Origin of the sequence: Kribbella sp. NBC_00359 (assembly GCF_036097425.1) — a bacterium.
Classification (GTDB): Bacteria; Actinomycetota; Actinomycetes; order Propionibacteriales; family Kribbellaceae; genus Kribbella.
Map to the genome: position 1 here is coordinate 7,638,533 of NZ_CP107975.1, position 27,000 is coordinate 7,665,532.

General features: G+C 68.7%; 22 protein-coding genes. 8 read left to right on the forward strand and 14 right to left on the reverse strand.

Features of this window, described 5'->3' with window-relative positions; translation table 11 throughout:
- Nucleotides 1–44 precede the first annotated feature (44 nt).
- Genes OG876_RS37175 through OG876_RS37185 form a run of 3 tightly spaced genes read right to left on the reverse strand, consistent with a single transcriptional unit; the run spans nt 45 to nt 1,920 of the window.
- A complete protein-coding gene (locus tag OG876_RS37175; RefSeq protein WP_328521397.1) occupies nt 45–533 on the reverse strand; it encodes a glutathione peroxidase in 489 nt (162 codons plus the stop codon).
- Complete coding sequence (locus OG876_RS37180; RefSeq protein ID WP_328521398.1) at nt 530–1,207, reverse strand: dienelactone hydrolase family protein; 678 nt, start codon at nt 1,205–1,207, stop codon at nt 530–532. The genes OG876_RS37175 and OG876_RS37180 overlap by 4 nt, the downstream gene beginning before the upstream one ends.
- Nucleotides 1,208–1,239: 32 nt before the next feature.
- A complete protein-coding gene (locus OG876_RS37185) occupies nt 1,240–1,920 on the reverse strand; it encodes a hypothetical protein (RefSeq protein ID WP_328521399.1) in 681 nt (226 codons plus the stop codon).
- 128 nt (nt 1,921–2,048) lie between these two features.
- Between OG876_RS37185 and OG876_RS37190 the strand changes: the two genes are divergently transcribed.
- The 4 genes from OG876_RS37190 to OG876_RS37205 all read left to right on the forward strand — a co-directional run bounded on the left by OG876_RS37190 (nt 2,049) and on the right by OG876_RS37205 (nt 6,111).
- Complete coding sequence (locus OG876_RS37190; RefSeq protein WP_328521400.1) at nt 2,049–2,345, forward strand: hypothetical protein; 297 nt, start codon at nt 2,049–2,051, stop codon at nt 2,343–2,345.
- A gap of 10 nt (nt 2,346–2,355) precedes the next feature.
- The gene (locus OG876_RS37195; protein WP_328521401.1) at nt 2,356–2,703 is read left to right on the forward strand and encodes a hypothetical protein; all 348 of its coding nucleotides are present in this window, start codon (nt 2,356–2,358) and stop codon (nt 2,701–2,703) included.
- Between the two features lie 88 nt (nt 2,704–2,791).
- The gene (locus tag OG876_RS37200; RefSeq protein ID WP_328521402.1) at nt 2,792–3,994 is read left to right on the forward strand and encodes a thiolase family protein; all 1,203 of its coding nucleotides are present in this window, start codon (nt 2,792–2,794) and stop codon (nt 3,992–3,994) included.
- Nucleotides 3,991–6,111: a 3-hydroxyacyl-CoA dehydrogenase NAD-binding domain-containing protein gene (locus OG876_RS37205; protein ID WP_328521403.1), complete on the forward strand. Its 2,121-nt coding sequence runs from the start codon at nt 3,991–3,993 to the stop codon at nt 6,109–6,111. The genes OG876_RS37200 and OG876_RS37205 overlap by 4 nt, the downstream gene beginning before the upstream one ends.
- A gap of 124 nt (nt 6,112–6,235) precedes the next feature.
- On the opposite strand, the gene OG876_RS37210 is transcribed toward OG876_RS37205, so the two are convergent.
- The 5 genes from OG876_RS37210 to dxs all read right to left on the reverse strand — a co-directional run bounded on the left by OG876_RS37210 (nt 6,236) and on the right by dxs (nt 13,967).
- Nucleotides 6,236–7,546 carry a hypothetical protein gene (locus OG876_RS37210; protein ID WP_328521404.1) on the reverse strand — a complete coding sequence of 437 codons (1,311 nt, stop codon included), beginning with the start codon at nt 7,544–7,546 and terminating at the stop codon, nt 6,236–6,238.
- A gap of 60 nt (nt 7,547–7,606) precedes the next feature.
- Nucleotides 7,607–9,088 (reverse strand): amino acid permease, encoded by a 1,482-nt coding sequence (locus OG876_RS37215; RefSeq protein ID WP_328521405.1) that lies wholly within the window; start codon nt 9,086–9,088, stop codon nt 7,607–7,609.
- A 69-nt stretch (nt 9,089–9,157) separates the two neighbouring features.
- Nucleotides 9,158–10,501 (reverse strand): hypothetical protein, encoded by a 1,344-nt coding sequence (locus OG876_RS37220; RefSeq protein ID WP_328521406.1) that lies wholly within the window; start codon nt 10,499–10,501, stop codon nt 9,158–9,160.
- Between the two features lie 231 nt (nt 10,502–10,732).
- A complete protein-coding gene (locus OG876_RS37225) occupies nt 10,733–12,001 on the reverse strand; it encodes a hypothetical protein (RefSeq protein ID WP_328521407.1) in 1,269 nt (422 codons plus the stop codon).
- A gap of 73 nt (nt 12,002–12,074) precedes the next feature.
- Nucleotides 12,075–13,967: a 1-deoxy-D-xylulose-5-phosphate synthase gene (gene dxs, locus OG876_RS37230; RefSeq protein WP_328521408.1), complete on the reverse strand. Its 1,893-nt coding sequence runs from the start codon at nt 13,965–13,967 to the stop codon at nt 12,075–12,077.
- A gap of 147 nt (nt 13,968–14,114) precedes the next feature.
- On the opposite strand from dxs, the gene OG876_RS37235 reads away from it, so the two are divergent.
- Nucleotides 14,115–14,627 carry a DUF402 domain-containing protein gene (locus tag OG876_RS37235; RefSeq protein WP_328521409.1) on the forward strand — a complete coding sequence of 171 codons (513 nt, stop codon included), beginning with the start codon at nt 14,115–14,117 and terminating at the stop codon, nt 14,625–14,627.
- A 33-nt stretch (nt 14,628–14,660) separates the two neighbouring features.
- On the opposite strand, the gene OG876_RS37240 is transcribed toward OG876_RS37235, so the two are convergent.
- Nucleotides 14,661–16,442, reverse strand: a complete 1,782-nt coding sequence (locus tag OG876_RS37240) for a LamG domain-containing protein (protein ID WP_328521410.1) — start codon at nt 16,440–16,442, stop codon at nt 14,661–14,663.
- Between the two features lie 151 nt (nt 16,443–16,593).
- Here OG876_RS37240 and OG876_RS37245 point away from each other — a divergent pair, with 151 nt between their 5' ends.
- A complete protein-coding gene (locus tag OG876_RS37245) occupies nt 16,594–17,088 on the forward strand; it encodes a DUF402 domain-containing protein (RefSeq protein WP_328521411.1) in 495 nt (164 codons plus the stop codon).
- Here OG876_RS37245 and OG876_RS37250 read toward each other — a convergent pair.
- On the reverse strand, nt 17,067–18,581 hold the full coding sequence (locus OG876_RS37250; RefSeq protein WP_328521412.1) for a CocE/NonD family hydrolase: 1,515 nt from the start codon (nt 18,579–18,581) through the stop codon (nt 17,067–17,069). The two genes, OG876_RS37245 and OG876_RS37250, sit on opposite strands and share 22 nt — an antisense overlap.
- A 132-nt stretch (nt 18,582–18,713) precedes the next feature.
- Between OG876_RS37250 and OG876_RS37255 the strand changes: the two genes are divergently transcribed.
- Complete coding sequence (locus tag OG876_RS37255; protein ID WP_328521413.1) at nt 18,714–20,615, forward strand: Na+/H+ antiporter; 1,902 nt, start codon at nt 18,714–18,716, stop codon at nt 20,613–20,615.
- Between the two features lie 165 nt (nt 20,616–20,780).
- Complete coding sequence (locus tag OG876_RS37260) at nt 20,781–21,197, forward strand: HIT family protein (protein WP_328521414.1); 417 nt, start codon at nt 20,781–20,783, stop codon at nt 21,195–21,197.
- Here the strand turns inward: OG876_RS37260 and OG876_RS37265 are convergent.
- From OG876_RS37265 to OG876_RS37280, 4 genes are all read right to left on the reverse strand, one after another.
- Nucleotides 21,194–21,763, reverse strand: a complete 570-nt coding sequence (locus tag OG876_RS37265; protein ID WP_328521415.1) for a HEAT repeat domain-containing protein — start codon at nt 21,761–21,763, stop codon at nt 21,194–21,196. The two genes, OG876_RS37260 and OG876_RS37265, sit on opposite strands and share 4 nt — an antisense overlap.
- Before the next feature lie 72 nt (nt 21,764–21,835).
- The gene (gene acnA, locus OG876_RS37270) at nt 21,836–24,610 is read right to left on the reverse strand and encodes an aconitate hydratase AcnA (RefSeq protein ID WP_328521416.1); all 2,775 of its coding nucleotides are present in this window, start codon (nt 24,608–24,610) and stop codon (nt 21,836–21,838) included.
- A gap of 172 nt (nt 24,611–24,782) precedes the next feature.
- Nucleotides 24,783–25,871 carry a Fic family protein gene (locus OG876_RS37275; protein WP_328521417.1) on the reverse strand — a complete coding sequence of 363 codons (1,089 nt, stop codon included), beginning with the start codon at nt 25,869–25,871 and terminating at the stop codon, nt 24,783–24,785.
- 196 nt (nt 25,872–26,067) lie between these two features.
- Nucleotides 26,068–27,000 carry an LLM class F420-dependent oxidoreductase gene (locus OG876_RS37280; RefSeq protein WP_328521418.1) on the reverse strand — a complete coding sequence of 311 codons (933 nt, stop codon included), beginning with the start codon at nt 26,998–27,000 and terminating at the stop codon, nt 26,068–26,070.

Below are 27,000 nucleotides of genomic sequence, written 5' to 3' on the forward strand. Positions count from 1 at the left end.
CGCCCGCCGCGAAGACGCGGCGGGCGGGTGGTGAGGAGGCAGAACTAGTTCGGGAGCTGGGTCTCGATCGCGGTGACGATCTCCTCGGACTCCGGCTCGGTGCGCGGCCGGAAGCGGGCCGCGACCGTGCCCTCAGGGCTGATCAGGAACTTCTCGAAGTTCCACTGGATGTCGCCGGCCTCGCCCGTGGCATCCGGGGTCAGGGTGAGCTCGGAGTAGAGCGGGTGGCGTCCGTCGCCGTTCACCTCGAGCTTGTCCAGCATCGGGAAGCTCACGCCGTACGTCGTCGAGCAGAACGTCTCGATCTCCTCCGCCGTCCCCGGCTCCTGCCCGCCGAACTGGTTGCACGGGGCACCGAGCACGGTGAAGCCACGGGCGGCGTACTTCTTCTGCAGGTTCTCCAGGCCCTCGTACTGCGGCGTCAGGCCACACTTCGACGCGACGTTCACGACGAGGACGGCCTTGCCCTTGTAGTCGCCGAGCGAGGTCGATGCACCGGAAAGGGTCGTCAGCGGGATGTCGTACAGGCTCATGCTTGTCCTTGGGAGGTTGGGAGGTGACGGGCAAGGAAGTCGACGGTACGCCGCCACGCCAGCGCGGAAGCGTCCGCGTGGTGGAAGGCAGGCATGGGATTGTCGAACGCGTGACCGGCGCCGGCGTACCTGTGGATCTCGGCATCGCCCAGCGCGGGGATCACGGCGTCGGCTTTGAGATAGGTGTCCGCGTCGCCGAAGTGGTGCAGGCTGGTCGCGGTCACCTCCGGCGCAAGGTCGATCAGCTGTGGCAGCGAGGAGCCGTAGTAGCTGACCAGCACGTCCGGCGACGACGCTGCGGCGACGTTGAATCCGAGCCCACCGCCGAAGCAGAAGCCGACGATCCCGGTGCCTTTGCCGCGGGCACGCAGGTAGTCCAGCGCGGCAACCGAGTCCGTGACGGCCTGGCCCCAGTCGAGCCGCTGCACGATGCCCATGGCGCGCTGCAGCAACTCGGGGTCGGACTCGTCCAGGGACGTGTCGTCCAGCCGCCAGTAGATCTCAGGCGCGATCACGTAGTACCCGAGCGCGGCCAGATCCGAAGCGCGCTGCTTGATGTAGTCGGAGACCCCGAAGATCTCCTGAAGGAGCAGCAGCCCCGGCGTGTCATCGCCAGTGGAACCCCACTCGTGGACTGGCATCAATCCTGTACCGGTATCGATCTCCAAAGTCACACAGTGAAGCCTACTGGTCGCCTAGCCACGCCCTAGCGAACTTCCACGCGCTGTTCGCGGACGGGCATCTCTTGCACGGGCAGCGGTGCGGGCGCCGGCATCCACGCCCTGCACTCCGCGATCGCCGCGGTGAGCAGGTTGTAGAGGCGTTCGTCCGGGTTCGGCACGCAGGCCTGCGAGATCCCTTCGACCGCGCACGACACCGCACGTGGTGCGGTCCGGCGCGCGAAGTCCGGCGTACCCCGGTGGGCCCGCGAGGTGAAGGACCGCGCCCACTTGGTCGCGGACGGCACCGCCTCCAGCACCGCGAGCGAGTCCGGCTCGAGGTCGTCCAGCGGACGCCCGTCCAGCGCGGCCAGGTGCTTCTCCCCCACCAGCAACGCCACGGCCAGGATGTACTGACGCTCCTGCGAGACCACCGGCAACGCGTGCTGGATGCAGCGCGCGGTCACTCGTGCCACGACGTGCGGGTCGTCGGGCGTCAGGCCGATCACCGACGGGATCAGCGGAGCCAGCCGCGACCGGCCGCTGTCCGTCGTGCAGTCGTTGACATCCCGGGCCACGCCCGCCAGCAGCGGGTGCGTGCAGGACGGGTGATCCGACCAGGGCTCCCCCGCCAGGTACGACGCGAACTCCATGAAGCATGCGCCCTTGCGCGGGTTGCGGTGCTTGCCCCGGCTCAGCACCGGTACGGCGAGATCAAGGTTGTTCATAGAACGGCTCCCCATAGCTACCTGGCACCAGCATGCGCCGATTCGACGCCGTGCGCCACGGGTTACGAGATCTGGCCGCCGACGGAGCCGCGGCCTACGGTTGGACGACCGAACCGAGGGGGGAACCAATGTCCGGTGGAGGGGCGACGCAGTCACGCGGTGACTACATCCGGGACGTCGTGCTGGACCAGGTCCAACAGGAGGGCATGCGGCTCACCGACGAGGCGGTCGACTACTTACAGTCGATCATCGACGACGGTCTGAGCGAGGACGCGGCGGCGGCCGAGGACGGCGCCCGCGCGCTCGCCCGGACGATCGTCGCGGGCGCCGGCCAGGTCGGCGGCCTGCACGAGGGCGACGTGATGGACGCGAGCACGCTGCGGTCGATCCGGCGCTGGTTCTGCCCGATGTCACCGTGGTGCTGAGGGCCGCCCGATGGACGACCGGCAGGCGAAGGCCTTCGACTTCTCGCAGGATGCGGCCAAGCAGCTGATCACACTGTCGACCGCGGTGGTGGCGCTGACGATCACCTTCTACAAGGACTTCGCGACCGGCGCGGGGCACACGTCCAAAGTGCTGATGACGATCGGCTGGGGGCTGTTCCTGCTGTCGATCTTCGCCGGCGTCGTGCACCTGTTCGCCCTCACCGGCGCGCTGGCGCCGAAGGACGGCAGCGCACTGAATCTGCACACGCGGATCGGGGACATCTCGCTCGGCGCGCAGCAGGTGTGCTTCGCCGCCGCCCTGTCCTTGACCGTGCTGGCGGCTGTCCTGGCCCTGTGAGCAGCCGCACAGGCGGGGGTGCTTGGGGAGTTCTGTTACCGACGGGTAGCATCGGGTTAGCTTTCCCGACCCCCAGAGGAGGGCCCTCGTGCCCCGTGAGATCCGCGATGTCGTGTTCGTCGACGGCGTTCGCACCCCGTTCGGCAAGGCCAAGGGCCAGTACGCCGAGACGCGCGCCGACGACCTGGTGATCAAGTGCATCCGGGAGCTGCTGCGGCGGAACCCGGAGCTCCCGCCGGAGCGGGTGGACGAGGTCGCGATCGCGGCCACCACCCAGATCGGCGACCAGGGCCTGACCATCGGCCGGACCGCGGCCCTGCTGGCCGGCCTGCCGAACACCACCCCCGGCTACGCGATCGACCGGATGTGCGCCGGTGCGATGACCGCCGTCACCACCACCGCGGCCGGCATCGCCTTCGGCGCGTACGACGTGGTCGTGGCCGGCGGCGTCGAGCACATGGGCCGGCACCCGATGGGCGAGGGCGTCGACCCGAACCCGCGGATCATCTCCGAGAAGCTGGTCGACACGTCCGCGCTGGTGATGGGGTCGACCGCGGAGAACCTGCACGACCGCTTCCCCTCGATCACCAAGGAGCGCGCCGACGCGTTCGCGGTGGCCTCCCAGGAGCGCGCCGCCAAGGCCTACGCGAACGACCTCATCCAGCCCGACCTGGTGCCGATCGCCACCCGATCGGCCGAGCAGGGCTGGGGCTACGCCACCACGGACGAGCCGATGCGCCCGGGCACCACGATGGAGGACCTGGCGAAACTGAAGACCCCGTTCCGCCCGCACGGCCGGGTGACCGCGGGCAACTCCGCGGGAATCAACGACGGCGCGACCGCCGCGCTGATCACCTCGGCCGAAGCCGCCGCCGAGCTGGGCCTGAAGCCGAAGATGAAGCTGGTCTCCTATGGCTTCGTCGGCGTCGAGCCCGAGGTGATGGGCCTCGGACCGGTTCCGGCGACCGAGAAGGCACTCAAGCTGGCCGGGCTGACCATCGACGACATCCAGGCCTTCGAGGTGAACGAGGCGTTCGCCGTCCAGGTGCTCGCGTTCCTGGAGCACTACGGCATCGCCGACGACGACCCACGGGTCAACCCGTACGGCGGCGCGATCGCCTACGGCCACCCGCTGGCGTCCTCCGGCGTCCGGCTGATGAACCAGCTGGCCAAGCAGTTCGAGCAGCGCCCCGAGGTCCGCTACGGCCTGACCACCATGTGCGTCGGCCTGGGCATGGGTGGAACGGTCATCTGGGAGAACCCGAACTGGGAAGGGAACGCGGCCGCATGAGCTTGCAGGAACTGATGGATTCGGCTGTCGCGCTGTCGGACGACGAAGTCGTCACGCTCGCGCACTCGCGGGACGTCGTACTGCCGGGCAAGGCCGGCCTGATGGCGCTGATCACGCTCGACAACGGGCATGACCACACCAAGCCGAACACCTTCGGGCCGAAGGGCCTTGCCTCGCTGAACGCCGCGATCGACGCGGCGCTGGCCCGGGACGAGGTCGTCGCGATCGGCGTCACCGGCAAGCCGTTCATCCTGGCCGCGGGCGCCGACCTGACCGGCGTACCGAAGCTGGTCGATCGCGAGCAGGCGCTGAACCTGGGCCGGATCGGCCACGGCGTGATGCGCAAGCTGGTCGACGGCGGCAAGCCCAGCTTCGCGTTCGTCAACGGCGTCGCGCTGGGTGGCGGGCTCGAGGTCGCACTGCACGCGACGTACCGGACCGTCTCCGCCGCGGCCGGGGTGCTCGCGACGCCCGAGGTGTTCCTCGGCCTGATCCCGGGCTGGGGCGGCAACTTCCTGCTGCCGAACCTGATCGGCGCCGACAAGGCCGTCAAGGTCGTGGTCGAGAACGCCCTGAACCAGAACAAGATGCTCAGCGGCCCGGAGGCCGTGCAGTTCGGCATCGGCGACGTGCTGCTGGACTCGGCCGACTTCCTGGAGCAGTCGCTGATCTGGGCGAGCAAGGTGCTCACCGGCTCGGTGGTCGTCGAGCGGCCGGAGATCGACCGCGGCGAGGCCTGGGACGCTGCCGTTGCCCGGGGCAAGGGGTTTGCCGACCTCAAGGTCAGCGGTGCGGCCCCGGCGCCGTACCGGGCGCTCGACCTGATCGCGGCGGCGAAGGACTGTGACAGGTGGGACCGCGACTCCGCTTTTGCGGCCGAGGACGAGGCGCTCGCCGATCTGATCATGAGCGAGGAACTGCGCAGCGGCCTGTACGCCTTCGATCTGGTGAACAAGCGGGCCAAGCGGCCGGCCGGTGCGCCGGACAAGTCGCTCGCCCGCCCGGTCACCAAGGTCGGCGTCGTCGGCGCGGGTCTGATGGCGGGCCAGCTGGCGCTGTTGTTCGTACGGCGCCTCGAGGTTCCCGTCGTACTCACGGACCTGGACCAGGAGCGGGTGGACCGCGGGGTCGGGTACGTGCACGGTGAGATCGACAAGCTGCTCGGCAAGGGCCGGATCCGGCCGGACAAGGCGAACCAGCTCAAGGCGCTCGTCACCGGCTCGGTGGACCGGGCCGTGTTCGCCGACGCGGACTTCGTGATCGAGGCCGTGTTCGAGGAACTGCAGCTGAAGAAGACGATCTTCGCCGAACTGGAGAAGATCATCCGGCCGGACGCGATCCTGGCCACGAACACGTCGTCCCTGTCGGTGACGGAGATGGCCGCGGACCTGGAGCACCCGGAGCGGGTCGTCGGGTTCCACTTCTTCAACCCGGTCGCAGTGCTGCCGCTGCTCGAGATCATCCGGGCCGACCGGACCGACGACGCGTCGCTGGCGACCGCGTTCGCGGTCGGCAAGACGCTGAAGAAGTCGTGCGTGCTGGTGAAGGACGCCCCGGCGTTCGTGGTGAACCGGCTGCTGACGCGCTTCCTCGGCGAGGTCAGCGCGGCGGTGGACGAGGGTACGCCGATCCCCGCGGCGGACAAGGCGTTGTCGGCGCTCGGGTTGCCGATGCCGCCCTTCGTGCTGCTGCAGCTGGTCGGGCTGCCGGTCGCGCTGCACGTGGCCGAGACGATGAACCGGGCTTACCCGGAGCGGTTCGCGGTGTCGGCGAACCTGGCCAAGGTCGTTGCCGCAGGCAAGAGTTCGTTCTACCTGTGGCCGGAGGGCAAGCCCGTCGTCGACCCCGAGGTCGAGGCACTGGTGACGGTCGGCGACAAGCCGTCGACGCCCGAGGAGCTCCGCACCCGAGTCCTGGCCGCGCTCGCCGAAGAAATCAAGATCATGCTCGACGAAGGCGTGGTCGCCGAAGCCCAGGACATCGACCTCTGCCTACTCCTCGGCGCCGGCTGGCCCTTCCACCTCGGCGGCATCACCCCATACCTCGACCGCACGGGCATCTCCGAAAAAGTCAACGGCTCCCGCTTCCTCCGAAAGGGCATCGCCAGCCTGACCTGACCACACCCGCTCGGGGCGATGCGGGCCGCAACCCCGCTCCGAGCCCGGCTCCAGCAGGACCATGGGGTGGGCGGGCTCCCACCCGAACCCCGCCCCCGAGCGAAGCGAGGGGGCGGGGGCTTTTCTAGCCCTTGAACTTCTTGACGGCGGCAACCAACTGCGTGGGGGTCTTGCCCGTGTGTTTCTTGATGATGCTGGTGTAGGTGGCCTCGTTGGTGCTGTGGACGGCGAGGTCGGCGTAGAGAGACGCCACCCCCTGCTCCCCCAGCTTCGACTCCAGGTACGCCGTGATCCACCAGCTCTGCCCGTACGACCGATCACCATCGGCGTCGAACTCCGCCGGACCAGGCAGCACCTTCATCCCCGGCAGATACTTGGTCCGCACCGTCTTCCGGTAGGGATCGACCGTCCAGTGCGGGTCGTCCTCGATCGACGCACATCGGACATACTCCGCGAGCCCTTCGACCAACCAGATCGGCGTGTTGTTCCCGATCGGCACGGTCGCGACGTGCGTCATCTCATGCACGAGCAGGTCTTCGTCGAGTTGTTTGCGGACGGCCGGGTTCACGACGATCCGGCTGCTCACCGGCGTCGTCTTCTTCGGTCCGATCGGCTCCCCGTCGTACAAGGTGACCGCCTTCGCGGCGATGGTCCAGCCGGAGCCCGACCCAGAGGTCCACAGCAGCGCCATCACCCGCGGCTCGGCCATCGCGACCACCATCACCGCGCCGTTCCACGGTCGCGGCCAGTGCCGCCGTACGGCGTCGACCGAGCCCTGCGACACCTTCGCGATCTTCCGGCCCAGCGCCAGTTCGCGCTTGTCGACCACGACGACGACCTTGCCGCGCCGGACCACCGCGACCTCCTGGTAGTCCCACGGCTGGCGATGCCCGTCCGCGCTCAGCTCGCCGTCGATCGCGCTGTCCTCGACCAGGATCCACGCGCCTGCTCGCCGTACGAAGGTGTAGCCGAGGTCCGTCTGCACGGGCTTCGCGTCCAGGCCGGTCAGCTGATACCGCATCATCACCCGGGTGGTGAACACGCCCGGCCCGTACTTCGTCGTCAGCTCCGGCGACTCACGCTCGTCCGCGGCGAAGTACGTCAGCTTGGTGAACCCGAACTTCCGCAGGTTCGTGAACAGCAGCCGCTGCCGCGCCACCAGCTGCGGCTGCTTCGGATCGACCGCGGCGAGGAACCTCCGCAGATCACCCTTCAGAACCGCGGTGGCCCGCGCAGCCAGCACGACGTCGACCTGGCCCTTGCGGGCCTCCTTCTGCGCGTCGTTCAGCAAGCCCGGCGTCGCGGTCGCTTCGACCGCCGCCACGGCGCTGCTGCCGGGCGGCGAGCCGTGCTGGACGCGGACAGCGACGACACCCGCGGTCGCGGCCAGCGCCAGCGCGGCGACGCCTGCGAGCAGGCGCCTCGGGTGCTTCATGCGATCCCCCTCGGATGGTCGGCTGATCCTACCGGGTCGCCGACCATCCGAACGGAACGGTCAGGCCTTCGTGACCTCGCCGGTGCGCTCCTCGATGCCGACGCGGCTCCTGCGGTAGCCGTACAGGGCGTAGACGACGAAGCCGAGCACCATCCAGATCGCGAACCGCAGCCAGGTCTCCAGCGACAGGTTCAGCATCAGGTAGACGCAGATGAGCGCCGCCAGGATCGGGACCACCGGGTTGCCCGGCACGGTGAAGGAGCGCTTGATGTCCGGCCGGCTCTTGCGCAGCAGCGGTACGGCGATCGACACCAGGGTGAACGCGGCCAGGGTGCCGATGTTCACCATCTCCTCCAGCTTCCCAATCGGGGTGAGACCGGCAACGATCGCGACGATCACGCCGATCGCGATGGTCAGCCGGTACGGCGTCCCCCACTTCGCGTGCGTCTTGCCGAGCTGACGCGGCATCAGGTGGTCACGGCTCATCGCGAACACCACGCGAGCCGCGCCGATCATCAACGTCAGCACCACCGTGGTCAGACCGGCCACCGCACCCGCCGAGATGAGGGTCGCGAAGCTGTCCCGGCCGACCGATCGGAACGCCTCGGCCAGCGCCGCCTCACCGTTGATATCGGTGTACTTCACCATGCCGGTGATGACGATGCAGACCAGCACGTAGAGCACCGTGCAGATCGCCAGTGAGCCGATGATGCCGCGCGGCAGGTCGCGCTGCGGGTTCTTCGCCTCTTCGGCAGTGGTCGCGACCACGTCGAACCCGATGAACGCGAAGAACACCAGCGACGCGCCGGACACCAGGCCCATCACGCCGAACGTCGACGGGGTGAACCCGAACATGGCCTGGAACAGCGGGGTGGTGATGGTGACGTCGCCGTTCGGGGCCGGCACGCTCGGCGGGATGAACGGCGAGAGGTTCGAGCCCTTGATGTAGAACAGGCCGGCGATGATCACGAACAGCACGACGAACAGCTTGATCGCGACCAGCACCAGGTTGACCCGGAGCGACTCCTTGATGCCGATCGTCGCGAGCGTGGCCAGCACGGCCACGAGCAGCATCGCCAGCACGTTCACATGACTGTCCGGCCCGATCGACGCCGGCCAGCCCAACCCGATCTGTTCGAGGAACAGAGCGGCGTACGTCGACCAGCCCTGGGCGACGACGCTTGCCCCGAGCATCAGTTCGAGCAGCAGGTCCCAGCCGATGATCCAGGCGAAGATCTCACCGAGCGAGAAGTACGAGAAGGTGTACGCCGATCCCGACACCGGGACGGTGGACGAGAACTCGGCGTAGCACAACGCGGCCAGCGCACAACAGACCGCGGCGAGCACGAAGGACAACGCGATGCTCGGTCCGGCGTAGGCCTTCGCCGCGCGGCCGGTCAGCGTGAAGATACCGGCGCCGATGATCACACCGATGCCGAAGACGGTCAGATCGATCGCGGTCAGACGTTTCTTGAGCTGGTACTCCGGTTCGTCGGTGTCGGCGATCGACTGCTCGATCGTCTTCTTCCGGACAAGACTCATCTGCGCCTCCTCGACGTGGACGGAACCATTCGAGATTGCCTCTCTGACCGCTTGAGGTCAAACCGCCACTCAGCGTTGCGGAGTGTACGACTGCAGAGCAGTCCACAACGTCGCCTCGGTGAGGCCGGTGCGGCTGAGCAGGATCCGGTCCCGGGCCGCCTGGTCGGTGCCGTTCGTCGCCATGTCCTCGTACAGCTCCTCGACGTGGGCGATCCCGATCCGCTGCACCAGGTAGCGCACGGCCAGCCAGCTGACGCCGTACACGTCGGCGGAGTTCTGGTAGAAGCCGGCGTCGCTCGGCAGCGAGGTCAGGCTCGGCAGTGCGTCGTCGATGACCTCCTGCTCCCACTTGGCGACCTCACCCGGTCCGCTGATCGCCTCGATCCCGCGCCAGGACACGTACTCGGCCGCGCCCTCGGCCAGCCAGAGCGGTTCGTACCCACCGAGGTCGGCGGTGGCGACATGGGTGATCTCGTGCGACAGCAGGATCTCGTCGACGCGATCGCGCTCGTTCGGATTGATCACGACGTAGGCGCCGGCGACCGTGCCGTCGGCGGTGTCCTGACCGGGCAGCGACGAGAAGGTCGAGCCCGAACTCGCGGCCGACTCGATGTCCTCGTCGGCGAAACGCGCGTCGCGGACCTCGGTCTCGTCCAGCGCGATCACGAACACCGAGCCGCGCCACTTCCGCGGCCAGTACGCCGACACCTCGGCCAGCCCCTGGGACGCCGCGGCCGCGATCGCCCGGCCGCGCTTGGTGTCGCCCTTCTCCACCGCGACCAGCACCCGCGGCGCGCGCTCCACCTCGATCCGGCCCAGGTCCCAGGCCTCCTGGTGCGCGCCCGGGCCGAGGTCGTTGTCCAGGTCGTCGTCGTCCGTGATCACCCAGCGGCCGGCCCGGCTGACGAACGTGTAGCCGAGCTCGGTCGTCACCGGGGCGAGGTCGACCTGCGGGATCTGGTAGCGCATCAGCACCCGGACCAGGTACGTCGTACGCCCGTGGGCCTGGAGCACCGACGGGTTGAACCGCTCCTCGGCCTGGCTGTAGCCGAGCTCGGTGAAGCCGATCTCGACCAGGTTCGCGAACAGCACCGCCTGCGCGGCGCGCAACTTCGTGTTGGCCGGATCGATGTCGGCCAGGAAGAGCGCCTGGTTGCGGGTCTGCACGGCCTGGGCGCGGCGCAGCAGGATGGTGTCGACGGCGACCCGGCGGGCGGCGATCGCGGCGGCCGTGCGCGACGTCTGCGGGCTCTGGCTCGGCCCCGGGGTCTGGGTCGCAACGACCCCGGCGCGCTCGTCCTCGTGCCGCTCTTCAACGGTGTAGGCCACGCCGACGGAGACCAGCGCCACCGCCGCCAGCAACCCCAGCCAGCGGCGGGGCCCAGCAGGCGGAACAGGGGTGGTCGCACTCACGTCGGGTCGTTCCCCTCCGAGTACCCGTCAGTCACAGCCCGGCTACCCTACTCGACTCTTGCGGGCTCAGGGTGCGTCTGATGGTCCCGCGGCGTAGCGAGTAGGTGCTCGGTGCGGTGCATCGGCGTGCTGGAGCGAAGGTCTCGATGCGGAGCATCGTGGCCTTTGCGCCAGTGCGGCGAGGTGCCGTGCCGAGTGCCGCGCAGTAGCCGCGGGACCATCAGACGCACCCTAAGCAGCCGCAGCGGCCTTGAGGGCTTGGAAGAGGCCGGCTTCGGTCATGCCTACGTGTTCCAGCATGATCCGATCCCGATCGGCCTGCGTCGTGCCGAGCGCCGCCATCTCGCGGTAGAGCGTGCCGACCTCGGTCCCACCGAACCGGGTGAAGAGGTAGTCGAGGGCCAGCCAGGACAGCGGGTACGAACTGTCGGACTGCTGGAAGAAGGTCGCATCGGCGGGCAGGCTCTTCGCCTTCGCCAGGTACTTCGTCCGCACGTCCTGCCGGTACTTCCCGATGGCCAACGGCTGTGCACCGTCCATCGGCAGGAACTCGACGTACGTCGCCGCCCCCTCGACCAGCCACCGTGGGGCATAAGGCCCGTACGGCGCGGTCGCAACATGGGTGAATTCATGCGCCAGCGTCCGCGCGTCGACCTTGTCACGGTTGCGCGGGTTGATCACGACGTACGAATCGGCCCGCTGTCCCTCCCCCGTCACCTCGCCGGGCAGCGTGCGGTAGACCCACGTCGCCATGGCGATCGCGTCCTCGGCGTTCTTCGGCTGGGTGTAGTCGGCACCGCGCACGACCTTGTCGTCGAGCCCGATCACCACACCGGAGCCGTTCCAGCCGCCCGGCCAGCTCTTGCTGACCGCCTTCACCGCGCTGCTCGCCATACCGACCAGCTTGGTCGCGAGCCGGTCCTGGCCCTTCTCGACCACCACCAGCACCCGCGGCGCGCGCTTCACCAGCACCTCGCCGGTGTCCCAGGCCTCCTGGTGTGAGCCGCGCGGCAGCCGCTTGTCCAGGTCGGTGTCGGACACCAGCATCCAGTCGCCGGTCGGCCGTTCGGTGAACGTGTAGCCGAGCATCGCGCGGACCGGGACCGTGTCGATGCCCCGGATCTGGTAGGTCATCGCGATCGCGACCAGGTACGTCGACGGGCCGTACTTCTGGGTGATGGCGTCGTCGAACTGCTGGGACAGCTGCTGGTAGGTCAGTTTCGCGAAGCCGAACTGACGGAGGTTCGTGAACAGGGTCCGCTGCCGGGCGACCAGGTTCTTGTTGTCCGGGTCGACGTCGGCCAGGAAGTCCTTCTGGTTGTCGGTGAGCACGGCCTGTGCGCGCTTCTTGAGCACCTTGTCCACGGCGGCGGCCCGGGCCGCCAGGTCGATGTCCGGCGTGGTGGCGGTCGTCGCTTCGGAACCGTCCGCGCCCTCGCTGGAGTGATGCAGGGCCAGGCCACCGGCAACGGCGACCGCGACGAGGACCAAGGAGAGCAACAGCGGCCAGGCGCGGGTGCGGCGGCGAGCTGCTGCATGACGGCTCCGCGGTGGAACGGAGTGCCGCCCTGACTCAGGCACTGCCCTGACGGCCGCTGGCCGGATCGGGCTCGCTGAGCGGCTCGCCCGGATGCCGGGCGATCAGCTCGGTGATCTCCCGCGCCAGCTCCTGCCCGGTCAGCCCGATCTCCTGCAGTACGGCGGGACGCTTGGCGTGCTCGAGGAACTTCTGCGGGATGCCGAAGTCGCGGACCGGTGTCGCCACGCCCTCGTCGCGCAACGCCTGCGCGATCATCGACCCGCAGCCACCGGCCCGGCCGTTGTCCTCGATCGTGACCACGAGCTTGAAGTCCGCGGCCAGCTCGACCAGCTTCGCGTCGACGGGCTTGACCCAGCGCGGGTCCACCACGGTGACGCCGAAGCCGTGCGCCTCGAGCCGCTGCGCGACATCCATCGCGGTCGCCGCCATCGCGCCGATGCCGACCAGGAGTACGTCGGTCCCGGACCGCTTCAGCACGTCCGTCTCGCCGAACCGGTCGATCGCATCGATGTCCGGGAACACCTCGCCCTTGGCAAAGCGCAGTACCGTCGGGGCGTCCTTCACCTCGACCGCCTCGTTGAGCAGCTCCTCCAGGCGCTTGCCGTCACGGGGCGCCGCGAGCCGCAGCCCGGGGACGACCTGCAGGATCGACATGTCCCACATGCCGTTGTGGCTCGGACCGTCGTCACCGGTGATCCCCGCGCGGTCGAGCACGAACGTGACGCCGAGCCTGTGCAGCGCGACGTCCATCAGCACCTGGTCGAACGCCCGGTTCAGGAAGGTCGAGTACAGGCCGACGACCGGGTGCAGACCGCCCAGCGCGAGACCGGCGGCACTCGTCACCGCGTGCTGCTCGGCGATGCCGACGTCGAAGATCCGGTCCGGGAACTCAGCCGCGAACGCGGCCAGGCCGGTCGGGTGCAGCATCGCCGCGGTGATCGCGACCACGTCCGGGCGGCGGTGACCGATCCGGATCATCTCGTCGGCGAACACGTCCGTCCAGCCGCGCGGCTTGTTGACCGGGCGGACCTGGTGGAAGTTGTCCTCCTCGTCCTCCTCGGCGGCGGCGTACCCGTACCCCTTCTGGGTCACCGCGTGCACGATCACCGGACCGCCGAACGCCTTCGCGCTGCGGAGTGCCTCTTCCATCGCTTCGCGATCGTGGCCGGCGACGGGACCGACGTACTTGAGGCCGAGGTCCTCGAACATGCCCTGCGGGGCGAGCATGTCCTTCAGGCCCTTCTTCACCCCGTGCAGCACCTCGTACATCGGCGGGCCGACATACGGCGTCCGGGCCAGGTTCTTCTTGATCAGGTCGAGGACCTTCTCGTACCGCGGGTTGGTGCGCAGGCTGGTTAGGTGGGTGGCCAGGCCTCCGACCGTGTCGCTGTAGGAGCGGCCGTTGTCGTTGACGATGATGACCAGCTTGAGGTCCTTGGCCGCGGCGATGTTGTTCAGCGCCTCCCAGGCCATGCCGCCGGTCAGGCCGCCGTCGCCGATCAGCGCGACCACGTGCCGGTCCTCCTTGCGCAACCGGTAGGCCTTGGCCAGGCCGTCGGCGTACGACAGGGCGGTCGAGGCGTGGCTGTTCTCGATGATGTCGTGCTCGGACTCGGCCTGGTTCGGGTAGCCGGACAGGCCGCCCTGCTGACGGAGAGTGTCGAACTTCGGCGCCCGGCCGGTGACCAGCTTGTGCACATACGCCTGGTGACCGACGTCGAAGACGAGCCGGTCGTGCGGCGAGTCGAACACGCGGTGCATCGCCAGGGTGATCTCGACCATCCCGAGGTTCGGGCCGAGGTGGCCCCCGGTCCGGGACACGGTCTCGACCAGGATCTCGCGGATCTCCGCCGCGAGATCGGTGAGCTGCTGATCGGACAGCGTCTTGAGGTCCGCCGGCCCTCCGACCGTCTCCAGCACGCGCATCGAGTTCCTCCCCGCGGTCGTCCTCGGATGCTTGAGTCTATTCACCCCGCGCCCGGTTTCCGAACTCGGCAAGCCCGACCGGAGCTATCTCACACTCCAAGACGCCTCCTCAGGCAGGATGGTTCGGCTTTCACCTAGAGTGATCGCATGGAGCTGGTGAGGACGCTGTTCCGCAAGTACGACGGACAGCCCCATCGCCTGGTGGAAGCCGTCCGGCTCGGCGAGGACGAGCACGGCCTCTGGGTCGGCTCCCTCCCCGGCACCAAGGGCCAGCGCGCCGACGGCAGTTGGACCACCATCGACCACCACCGCGTCCGCCTGTTCCCGCACGGCCAGTGGTGGAGCGCTCTCTTCAACGACACTCCCCACCAGACCGCCATCTACTGCGACATCACCATGCCCGCCGAGTTCGGCGTCGACTCCGTCACCACCGTCGACCTCGACCTCGACATCCGCCTGATGCGCGACGGCTCGGTCCGCGTCATGGACGAGGACGAGTTCCACCACCACCAGGTCCTCTACGACTACCCGCCCCAGGTCATCGCCACCGCCCGGGCCACCTGCGACTACCTGGCCGCCCACATCACCACCACAGAACCCTTCACCACCGCCTACCGGCCCTACCTCCAACAGATCCGCTCGCTGACCCCCACCGGATAAGGCCCCCCTACACCGGCGAGGGTCAGCGAGAACCTAGGACCCGCAGCCGTCGAGTTCGGGGAACTCGGTGCAGGCCTTCGACTGGGACAGGACGCCGGCGTAGACCCGCAGTTCGTCGAGCCGTCCGATCAGACCGGCGCCCTTCGTCGCGGCGGCGCCGACAATCGTGCTGCCTGTGCGGGTCGGTGCGCTGTAGGCCTTCTGGCCGCCGTCACTGCCCCGGTTGTCGACGGTGAGCTCGATCCGGCCGTCGGGGTTGCCGAAACCACCGGTCCCGGTCCTGTTGTAGCTCCCGATCAGCAGATGCCAGCCCTCCAACGAGTCACGGTCGACCGTGCTGACTGCCACGGTCTCGGTGCTGCCGTCGGCATGGCCTCGAGCGAACCTGTACTGACCGGTGAACTGGTCGAGCGGCTGGTACGACAGCCGCCAAGCGTCCTGGGCGGTGGTCCCCTGGCGAGCAATCACCATCGGCTTGGAGAGGTCGCCGATCTTGACCCAGACCGCCACCGAGAAGCTCGCGCTGCCGTCGATCACCGGCCGGGTCAGGCTGACCGACTCGCGGGCGGCGCCCGTCAGCTCCAGCACCTTGCCGCGCTCCGGGTCGTCCACGAACGCCTTCGACTGATCGGTGCCGAACCCCGACACACTCAGATCCGCGCCACGAACGGTCTCCGGCGTGCGCCAGACCCGGTCGGAGCCGCGGACCGCGGAGTCGAGCGGCCAACGGGCGGCGATTCCCGAAGCCACGCGATCGTTGATGCGCGGGTCCTGCAGAGCCGTGATCTCGTTGGCGCGAAGGACGCGCTGCCATACCTGCACGTGATCCAGTGATCCGGCGAAGGAGCCGCCCGTCGCACCGGCGTACAGGCCGCTGCCGACGGTCAGTTGCCCGGTCGCCTTCCACGCCTTGGCGATCGGGAAGGCGGTGGTCTGCTGCAGTCGGCCGTTGACGAAGAGCTTGAGCTCACCGGCCGATGCGTCGTACGACGCCAGCAGGTGGGACCAGGCGCCATTCACCGGGGCCTCGGCTGACGAGGCGCGGTACAGGGTCGGCGTCCGGGTGTCGGCGGAGGTGCGCGCGAACACCCAGCGCTTCGTCGACGGGTCGTAGCCCAGGCCGAAGGCGCTGCTGTTGGTCCCGTCGGCCGCGGCTACGACGCCTAGCTTGGTGCTGCTGGTCGGTCGTGCCCAGGCCGAGACGGTGAAGCTCTGTGACGTGTCGACCACGGAATCGCTCGCCTGCGCGTAGTCATCGACGCCGTCCAGCGCCAAAGACCCGTCCAGGCGGCCCTTGCCGTCGAGGGCCGCTCCCCCGTTCAAGGCCAGCGCATGCGCGTTCCCCGAGCCGTCCGCAGCCGTCGTACCGCTGCCGTCGTCGAATGCCCAGGAACCCACGGGCCCGGGCGCCGGCGCGACGTTGAACAGGAAGGCCGTCGTCGTGCTGAACTGCCCGTCCGAGTTGATGGCCTGGACGTCCAGGCGGACCCAGCCCTCCTCCGGCGGCCTCAGGTCGAGGGTGATCGACGAGCCGTCGATCTCCTGGGCCGGCTCGCCGATGAAGCCATACCGGTAGCGCACCACATCGGGCGAGCTCGTCGTGAAGGTGAACGTCACCGGATCGTCGAACACCACGATCTCCGGGCACACCGTCTGCTCCAGGCAGTTGGCCAACTGGGCGCCCTGGTACGTCGCGGTCACCGTCGGCGCGGTCGGAGGCTCGGCGGCATTCGCCGGCAGTCCTGCCCATCCGGCGATCCCCACCACGACCACCAGTCCCGCCAGCAGGACCTTCAGCCGTCTCCACCGCACCATGCGTTCCTCCCCAGATGTTCGACCCTTCATCCTGGAGGTCGGCGCCGGTCGCGGGCCACAAAACTGCAGCAACCTGCAACTTCCGTAACGCCCGCGCGTCCGGCGGGCGGTCCGCGGCCGGGCGCACCGTTGCCGGGATAGGTTGTCCGGCATGCGTGATGTTCGGGTGGTGTATCGGAAGTACGACGAGAAGCTGCACTGGCATCAGTGGATGCGGTATCTCGGGGAGGACGCGTTCGGGGTGTGGTTGGGAGCGCCGGCGAACTCGGTGTCGCAGCGAGGGGATGAGCCGGTGGTGACGCAGGAGCAGGCTCATGTGCAGTTGTTCCCGCGGGACCAGTGGTTCACGGCACTCTTCAACGACGAGCCGCGGTCGACCGAGATCTACTGCGACGTGACGACACCAGTGGAGTTCTCCGAGGACGTGGTCACGATGGTCGATCTCGATCTGGACGTGATCAAGAAGCGGGACGGAACGGTGATCGTCGACGACGAGGACGAGTTCGCCGAACACCAGGTCAAGTACGGGTATCCGGCCGATGTGATCGCGACGGCACAGGAGACGTGCGACTGGCTGGTCGGTGCGGTGGCGAACGAGGAGCCGTTCCTGACGGTCTACAAGACCTATCTCGACAAGATCCGATAGGTCAGCGTTCCGTCCTTCAGCAGCAGCGCGCCGGGGAGCGGGCCGCGTTGGCCGGCGTACATGTCGGCGACCGGGGTGACGGTCAGGTAGAGATTCTTGCCGGCCGGGACGTCGACGGCGATCGCGGGAAGCTCGATCGTGCGCCGGACTCCCTTGGCGACGTGCTCCTCCCGCAGCGGCATCGTGTTGTTCTGCACGACCCTCGCGGTCAGCGGGTTGGTGCCGACGCTGAGGGCGAAGAAGGCTCCCGAGTCCGGTACGAGCGTGTAGACCTTCGCGGAGAGCCGAGGAGTTCCCGCGACGGTCAGAGGCCCGGTCGCGATCTTCAGGTTGAGCGGCAGTCCGGCGCCGGTCGGGACGAGGATCTTGCCGAGTGCCTGGCGTGTGTTCGGCGCCAGAGTCCGTTGCGTCAGGCAACGACCGTCCGCGGTGGACAGGTGATAGACGCCGAAGCCGGACAGCCCGGTCGCCGTCCCCAGCAGCTTCGCGGTCATGAAACGCACCGCCAGGTCGGAGAAGTTCGGCGAGCCGAGCGCGATGGAGCACGGATCCCCCGGCGTCGCGAAACCCGGCGGTACGACGCTCGGCAGCGTGTGACCGCCGTTGTACCCGACGAAGATCGACCGCGCCCGGGCCCGGGCGGTCAGCGCGTGATCGAAGTTGGCCAGGCCCTGGTTGAGGTTGAACAGGTTGTCCGAGATCCCCTGCCCGAACTGCACCGGGATATCCAGCCTGCGGCCCTGCGACACGTGCCACGCCGGCCCGTTGTGCGCGAAGAACGCATCAAGATCGCGCCCGGCCTTCCCCGCCGGCCAGCCGCCGGTCGCGATCAACTGCACGAACGCCGCCGACACCGCGGGCGGCAGGTGGGTGCCGCCGCCGGCGAAGAGGATCGAGAGCCAGAGCGTCCGCGCAGCCTCCTCCGGCGCGAGGCTCTGCTTGAGATCCCACCAGGTGATCTCGGGCGCGAGCGCGTCGAACCGGGTCCGCCCGCTGTCCCGCACCTCGGTGAACGCGCCGGCGAACTGGTACCCGCCGCCGTACGACCCGCCGATCGCCCCGATCAGCGGATCACCCGGCCGTTGCTTCGTCACCCAGTCCAGACCGGCGACGAAGTCGACGAGCTTCACCACGTCGCGACCCTCGTAGTCCGGGTTCATCACGTGCGCAACGCCGGTGCTCTCGCCGAAGCTGCGCTGGTCGAAGCTCAGTACGCCGAAGCCGGCGTCGAGCCAGGCCTGGAACGCGGCCGGGTCCTTGGTCCGGCTGCCGCCCCAACCATGACTGTGGAAGATCAGTGGCACGGTGTGTGCGCCCGAGGCGCCGGCGGGCTCGAACAGCGAATAACAGATCCGGACCGGTGTCGTCGTACCGGGCTCTGGCACCGAGGCGACGCAGCCGTTGGTGACCGTGACGGCGGCCGCGGCAGGGACCGCGAGCGACGAGCCGAGAACGACAAGCGCACAAACCAGTGAGACGACACGACGACGCATCAGTCACCCCCAGTGATCGACAGATCTCGTTGCGCACACGCTAGACGACCGTGCCCGCACTGACCAGATCCCGGCTCAGCCGAGGGCGAACCGAGCGGCCGAAACCGGGCCGACGCTGCGACACTGTGCAGCGTGCATATCGCGATCGAGGTCGTAGCCCTCGTCGCCGTGGTCGCGGCCGGGGCCGCACTGGCCCGGCGGCTCGGGATCTCGGCTCCCCTGCTGCTCGTGGTCATCGGGATCGCGGCGTCGTACCTCCCGTTCGTCCCCCGGGTCGAGCTCGCCCCCGAGGTCGTCCTGGTCGGCTTCCTGCCGCCGCTGCTTTACTCGGCGGCGATCAAGACCAGCCTGGTCGACTTCTCCAAGCACCGCCGGTCGATCGGGCTGCTGTCGGTCGGACTGGTCGTGTTCACCGCGCTCGGCGTCGGCGTGGTCGCGTGGTGGCTGCTCGGCGTGGTGGCCGAGTCGCTCGGCCACGAACCGCTGCCGGTCTGGGCCGCTTTCGCGATCGGCGCCGTGGTCGCGCCGCCGGACGCCGTCGCCGCGACCGCGATCGCCAGGCGGGTCGGACTCCCCCGCCGCGTGGTCACCATCCTCGAGGGCGAGAGCCTGGTGAACGACGCGACCGCGCTGGTCTGTCTGCGTACGGCGCTCGCGGCCGCAGTGGTCACGCCGACCGTCCTGCAGGTCGGCCTGGACTTCCTCCGCGCGGCCGGTGGCGGGGTGGTGATCGGTCTGGCCGTGGCGTTCGTGCTGGCCAAGGTCCGCCGCCGGTTCACCGACCCGGTGCTCGACACCACGCTCAGCCTGACCGCGCCGTTCATCGCCTATGTCGCCGCGGAAGAGATCCATGCGTCCGGCGTCCTCGCCGTGGTCGTCACCGGCCTGTTGCTCGGGCACAAGTCGCCGATCATCCAGTCGGCCAAGTCGCGGATGTCGGAGCGGACGAACTGGCGGACCTTCCAGTTCCTGCTCGAGAACACCGTCTTCCTGCTGATCGGCCTGCAGACCCGGTGGATCCTCGACGACCTGGCGATGAGTCCGCTGCCGGGCTGGCTGATCGCGGCCGCGACCATCGCGGTCTTCCTGGCAGTGGTGCTGCTCCGGCCGATCTGGCTGATCCCGTCCACGATGCTGTCCCGGCGCGTCCTCGGACCGTCCCGGCCGGGACCGGTGTCGTGGCAGGCGCTGATCGTCGTGTCGTGGGCCGGGATGCGCGGTGTCGTCACCCTGGCCGCGGTCTTCACCCTCCCCGACAACACCCCGGATCGCGAAGTACTGGTCTTCATCGCGCTCGCCGTGACCGCGGGCACGCTGCTCGTCCAGGGCTCGACCCTGCCCTGGCTGGTACGGCGGCTCCGGCTGCCCGGCCCGGATCCGGCGGAGGATGCGCTGCAGGAGGCCGCCGTACTGCAAGGTGCGCATCGCGCGGCCGAGGAGAAGCTGCAGGAGATCGTCACGCCGGACGACCCGCCCGAGGTGGTCAACCTGCTCCGGCAGCGTGGCGAGGCCCGGGCGCAGGCCGCGTGGGAGCGGCTCGGGCGGCCGGAGAGCGAGTACGAGACGCCGAGCGAGGCCTATCGCCGGCTGCGGATCGCCATGCTCGAGGCCGAACGCGAGCACATCCTCAAGGTCCGCGACGCCGGCCTGGTCGCCGACGAGGTGCTGCAGCGGGCGCAGATCGCCCTCGACATCGAGGAGTCCATCCTGGATCGCGACGAGGACGACGACGTGGGCGGCCGGTCCGAGGACCTGCGGGTCAAGACCTCACCGGGCGGTGCCTGCAAGCACCTCGAACAAGCTCCCTTGGTGGTCGCGCCGAACACGCCCGAGGGGTGCGAGGAGTGCCTGGCGACGGGTAGCTCCTGGGTCCACCTGCGACTCTGCCTCGAGTGCGGTCACGTCGGCTGCTGCGACTCGTCGCCGATGAAGCACGCCAGCAAGCACTACGACGACACCGAACACCCGGTGATGCGCAGCTTCGAACCAGGCGAGAATTGGCGCTGGTGCTTCGCAGACGAGAAACTCGGCTGAGGTCATGACTCCTAATCCCCTGCGTGCTGCGCTGCACTCGGTGGCGCACCTCGCTGCACTGGTGCAAAGGCCACGATGCTCCGCATCGAGACCTTCACCCCAGCACACCGAGCCACACCACCGAGCACATGCTCGCGACTGCACGGGATTAGGAGTCATGACCTGATGGCCGACTGTCTGTTCTGTTCCATCATCGCCGGTACGACGCCGGCGCAGATCGTGCTGGAAACACCGGACGTCGTGGGATTCCTCGACGTACGGCCGGTGTTCAAGGGGCACACGCTGATCGTGCCGCGCGAGCACGTGCCGACGCTGGTCGAGCTGCCGGACGCGTTGATGGTGCCGTTCTTCGGCGCAGCGCGGTCGGTCGCGGATGCCGTGCGTACGGCGTTCGACGCGCAGGGCTCGTTCGTTGCCGTGAACAACATCGTGTCGCAGTCCGTCCCGCATCTCCATGTGCATGTGGTGCCACGGACGAAGGGCGACGGACTGCGCGGCTTCTTCTGGCCCCGGACCAAGTACGCCGACGACGCCGAGGCAGCCGAATACGCCGGCAAACTCCGCGCTGCACTGTCGAGTTAAGGGCGCCGGTCGAAGGTGCGGTCCAGCCGTTTCTCCAAGCGGGCCAGGGCTTTCTCCGCTGCGACACGGACGGTGAGGTCCGGGTCCTCGAGGAGATCCTGCAGGGCCTCGGCGTGCTCGGCCTCGCCCGCGGCGCCGACGGCGCGGGCGGCCGTCGCACGGACCCTGGGCAGCTCGTGCTGAAGATCGGGTAGCAGGGCGTCGACGAGCTGACCGAGCTCCCGCTGCGCGGTCAGCCGAGCGACGTGCTCTCGCACCCGCCAGGCGGGATCGCTCGCGGCCACCCGCAGCGCGTCGACGGCGTCATCGCGCCAGACGTAGAGGAGCACGCGGGCGGCCCACACCCTGATCCAGTAGTAGTTCACCGGGTCGACCGGCGCGGACCAGCCGCCTGGGTTCGGGTTGCCCGTGATCGCCACCAGCTTCGGCAGGTCGGCGCCGTACGCGTCCTCCCCCGAGATCTCCCCGGTGAGGAACGCGACGCACCAGTCGATCACGGTGTCGTCGCCGTACTTGGCGCACGCCACACGCACAACCTCGCGCGGCGCCTCGCGTTCCTTGACCATGCCGACCAGTAAAGCGTCCTGGACCGACAGAAAGGGCCGGTCCACAGTGGACCGGCCCTCTCAGGATGCTTCTCAGCCGGCGATCAGCGACCGCAGGACGTACTGCAGGATGCCGCCGTTGCGGTAGTAGTCGGCCTCGCCGGGGGTGTCGATCCGGACGACCGCGTCGAACTCCTTCAAGCCGCCGTCGGGCGAGGTGACCTTGACGTGGACGGTGCTCGGGATCGAGCCCTCGTTCAGCGCGGTGACGCCGGTGATGTCGAACGTCTCCTCGCCGGTCAGGCCGAGCGACTCCGCGGTCTCACCCTCCGGGTACTGCAGGGGCAGCACGCCCATGCCGATCAGGTTCGACCGGTGGATGCGCTCGAAGGACTCGGTGATCACGGCCTTCGCCCCGAGCAGCGCCGTACCCTTCGCCGCCCAGTCACGCGACGAACCCGAGCCGTACTCCTTGCCGGCCAGGATCACCAGCGGCGTGCCGGCCTCGGCGTACGACTGCGCGGCCTCGTAGATCGACGTGACGGGCGCGTCGTCCTTGGTGAAGTCGCGGGTGAAGCCGCCCTCGGTGCCCGGTGCGATCTGGTTGCGCAGCCGGATGTTCGCGAACGTGCCGCGGATCATCACCTCGTGGTTGCCGCGGCGCGAGCCGTACGAGTTGAAGTCCTTGCGGTCCACGCCGTGGTCGGCCAGGTACGTGCCGGCCGGGCTGTCGGCCTTGATCGAACCGGCCGGGGAGATGTGGTCGGTGGTGACCGAGTCACCCAGCTTGGCCAGTACACGGGCGCCGGCGATGTCTGTGACCGGCGACGGGTCCTTGGCCATGCCCTCGAAGTACGGAGGCTTGCGCACGTACGTCGACTCGGCGTCCCAGGCGAACGTCTTGCCCTCGGGCGTCGGCAGCGACTGCCAGCGCTCGTCACCGGCGAACACGTCGGCGTAGTCCTTGGTGAACATCTCCTTGCTGATCGAGGAGGCGATCACCTGCTCGACCTCGTCCGCGGCCGGCCAGATGTCCTTCAGGAACACGTCGTTGCCGTCCGTGTCCTGCCCCAGGGCATCGGTCTCGAAGTCGAAGTCCATCGTCCCGGCCAGCGCGTAGGCGATCACCAGCGGCGGCGAGGCGAGGTAGTTCATCTTCACGTCCGGGTTGATCCGGCCCTCGAAGTTGCGGTTGCCGGACAGCACCGAGACAACCGCCAGGTCGGCCTCCTGCACGCCGGCCGAGACGGCCTCGGGCAGGGGGCCCGAGTTCCCGATGCAGGTGGTGCAGCCGTAGCCGACCAGGTGGAAGCCGAGCTTCTCCAGGTACGGCGTGACGCCGGCCTTCTCGTAGTAGTCGGTCACGACCTTCGACCCGGGTGCCAGCGACGTCTTCACCCACGGCTTGGAAGCCAGGCCCTTGTCGACCGCGTTCTTGGCCAGCAGCGCGGCGGCGAGCATGACCGACGGGTTCGAGGTGTTGGTGCAGGAGGTGATGCTGGCGATCACGACGTGACCGTGGTCGAGCTCGGTCTCCGCGCCGTTCATGGTGATCTTGGTCTTCTTCGCCGGACGGCCGGGACCGCCGTGCGGGACATGCGGCTCGTCGTTCACGTCGCCGTGACCGTTCGGCGCGTCGCTGGCCGGGAAGCTCCCGGTCTCCGACGGGTCGACGTCCAGCTCCTCGGTCGCGTAGTCGGTCAGCGCACCGCGGAAGGCCTCCTTGGCCTCGGTCAGCGCGACCCGGTCCTGCGGCCGCTTCGGGCCGGCGATCGACGGTACGACGGTCGACAGGTCGAGCTCGAGGTACTCGGAGAAGCGCGGCTCGACCGACTGGTCGTGCCACAGGCCCTGCTCCTTGGCGTACGCCTCGACGAGCGCGACGTCCTGGTCGCTGCGGCCGGTCAGCCGCAGGTACTCCAGGGTGACGTCGTCGATCGGGAAGATCGCGCAGGTGGAGCCGAACTCCGGGCTCATGTTGCCGATCGTGGCCCGGTTCGCCAGCGGCACGGCCGCGACACCCTCGCCGTAGAACTCGACGAACTTGCCGACCACACCGTGCTTGCGCAGCTGCTGGGTGATCGTGAGTACGACGTCGGTCGCCGTGGCGCCGGCCGGCACCGAGCCGGTCAGCTTGAAGCCGACGACCTTGGGGATCAGCATCGACACGGGCTGGCCGAGCATGGCCGCCTCGGCCTCGATGCCGCCGACGCCCCAGCCGAGCACGCCGAGGCCGTTCACCATCGTGGTGTGGCTGTCGGTGCCGACACAGGTGTCGGGGTAAGCCACGCCGTCGCGGACCATCACCGTCCGCGCGAGGTGCTCGATGTTCACCTGGTGGACGATGCCGGTGCCCGGCGGGACGACCTTGAAGTCGTCGAACGCGGTCTGGCCCCAGCGGAGGAACTGGTACCGCTCGCCGTTGCGCTGGTACTCGAACTCGACGTTGCGCTCGAACGCGTCCGGGCGGCCGAAGACGTCGGTGATGACCGAGTGGTCGATGACCAGCTCGGCCGGAGCGAGCGGGTTGATCTTGGTGGGATCGCCGCCGAGCTCCGCGACCGCCTCGCGCATCGTGGCCAGGTCGACGACACACGGCACACCGGTGAAGTCCTGCATGATCACCCGGGCCGGGGTGAACTGGATCTCGGTGTCGGGCGCCGCGTTCGCGTCCCAGTTGCCGAGCTTGGTGATGTGCTCGGCGGTGATGTTCGCGCCGTCCTCGGTGCGCAGCAGGTTCTCCAGCAGGACCTTCAAGGAGTACGGCAGCGTGTCCGCACCCTCGATGCCCGCCAACCTGAAGATCTCGTACGACTGACCGTTGACCTCGAGTGCACCCTTGGCACCGAAGCTGTCGACGCTCGCCATCAACCTGCTCCTCTGTCCAGTCCAGTTCCGCTGAGCCCATCCTGCCGAGCACGCCGCCCGGCCGCGAGATCAGGCTCCCCTAACCTCGCCCCAAAACTCTCTCGACATCAAGATACACGACATCGAGCCACCCCGGCCAACGATCAGGAACCTGTGGACGAACAGTTGCCGTTCACCGCGCAGCGGCCGCGATCCGGACCGCGAGGTCGTCCAGCTCGTCCAGCAGGTCCGTCGCTCCCCACACCTGGTTCCGCGTCCGGTTCGTCAGCGGCCGGATCACGCCGGCCGCGTGCAGTCGCTCGATTCCGGCGTACACACTGCTGGCGGCACCACCGATCGCCTCCTCGGCCTCGCTCGCCGAGAAGATCGGTGCCGAGATCAGTCCCTCCAGCAGGCGGGATGCCGCACTGCCTCGCCGGGCTCCGACCGTCCGCTCCCAGGCCGGCCGCAGTTCGGCGATCCTGTCCGCTGTCGCCCGTGACTCCCGCGCCGCGATGGTGGAGGCCGCGGTGAATGATCGGATGATCGGCTCGACCCGGCCCTGGCGATAGGCACCCAGTACATCGAAGTAGTCGTCGCGGCGCGCCACCAACGCGGAGGCCAGCGGAACGACCACACGCCGGGTCGCCCCGCGGCGACGCAGCACAGTGTTGATGAGAGCGCGGCCGATCCGCCCGTTGCCATCGGTGAACGGGTGGATCGACTCGAACTGGGCATGCACGATCGCTGCCTGGGCCAGGACCGGGAGGTCGGTCCGGTTGGCGAAGACGACCAGGTCGGCCATGTAGTCGTCAACGGTCTCGGGCGGCGGCGGCACGTAGACCGCGTTACGTGGTGAGTAGTCGCTGCCGCCGATCCAGTTCTGCAGATCGCGGAAGCGGCCGGCGTACGCATGCTCGTACGGATCGTCGTCCATGAGGGCGAGGTGCGCCATCAGGATCATCGCCGGCTCGATACTCGCTCCGCCGTCCACGGATCTGATCAGCGCGTCCAGGGCGGCTGTGGATGCGGCCATCGACGTCGCGGACGGATTCGACCTGATGCCGTGCAGCGCTCGCGCATAGTCGTCCACCGTGGCATCGATGTATTCGATCTTGGAGGAGGCGACCGATTCGGTCCGCAGCAGGAGTGTCTCGAGCGCCGCCAGCTCGGCGCCGTGCGAGTGATCGAGCGCGGCGATCTCGAGCACGCAAGCCTCCATGGCCGCCGCGACCTCAGGGCTCAGCCGTACTGCGCGCTCCCCGATCAACGGCGGTCGCATGGCCACTACTTCGCTGAGTGTGCGATCCGCGGCGCTCCCACCTCGACTGCGCTGCCGCCACGCACGCTTCTCCGGCAGGTGGGCAGGCCAGCTCTCCACGTCACGCCTCCAAGTCGGAACATCGTCGGAGATATTCCGACTTATGCAGTGTAACTCGGACTTAATCCGCGTTGTTCCGACTTGGACGGCGCTGTGATCAGGACACCTGCGGGAGGACTTCGGCGGCGATCAGGTCGAGGTGGTCGAGGTCCTGGAGATCCATGATCTGGACGTACTGGCGCTGGGAGCCGACGGCGGCGAACTGGCCGAGGCGGTCGACGACCTCGGCAGGGGTGCCGGCGATCGCGTTGGCCTTGAGGTCTTCGACGTCGCGGCCGATGGCGGCAGCGCGCTGCTTGACCTGGGCGTCGTCCTTGCCGACCACGACGGTGTGCGCGGTGGAGAGGTTGAGGGTCTTCGGGTCGCGGCCGATCTCGTCGCAGGCGGCTTGGACGCGCTTGAAGAGTGTGTCGGTCAGCTCGACGGAGCGGAAGCCGGCGTTGAACTCACTCGCGAACTTGGCCGCCAGAGACGGCGTACGCTTCTTGCCCGCGCCGCCGACGATCACCGGCGGGTGCGGCTGCTGGACGGGCTTCGGCAGCGCTGGGGAATCGGTCAGCTGGTAGTGCTCGCCCTGGAAGTTGTACCTCTCCCCCACCGGCGTGTCCCACAGGCCGGTGATCAGCTCGAGCTGCTCGGTCAGCAGGTCGAACCGGCCCGGCGTGTCCGGGAAGTCCAGGCCGTACGCCTTGTGCTCCGTCTCGTACCAGCCGGCGCCGAGCCCGAGCTCCGCGCGGCCACCGCTCATCTGGTCGACCTGGGCGACGGTGATCGCCAGGACACCCGGGTTGCGGAAGGTGGCCGAGCTGACCAGTGTGCCGAGCTTGATCCGGCTCGTCTCGCGGGCGAGGCCGGCCAGCGCGATCCAGGCGTCGGTCGGTCCGGGCAGGCCGTCGTCCTCGCCCATCACGAGGTAGTGGTCCGACCGGAAGAACGCGTCGAAGCCGTTCTCCTCGGTCTTGCGTGCCACCGCGAGCAGATCGTCGTACGAGGCACCTTGCTGAGGTTCGGTGAAGATCCTGAGAAGCAT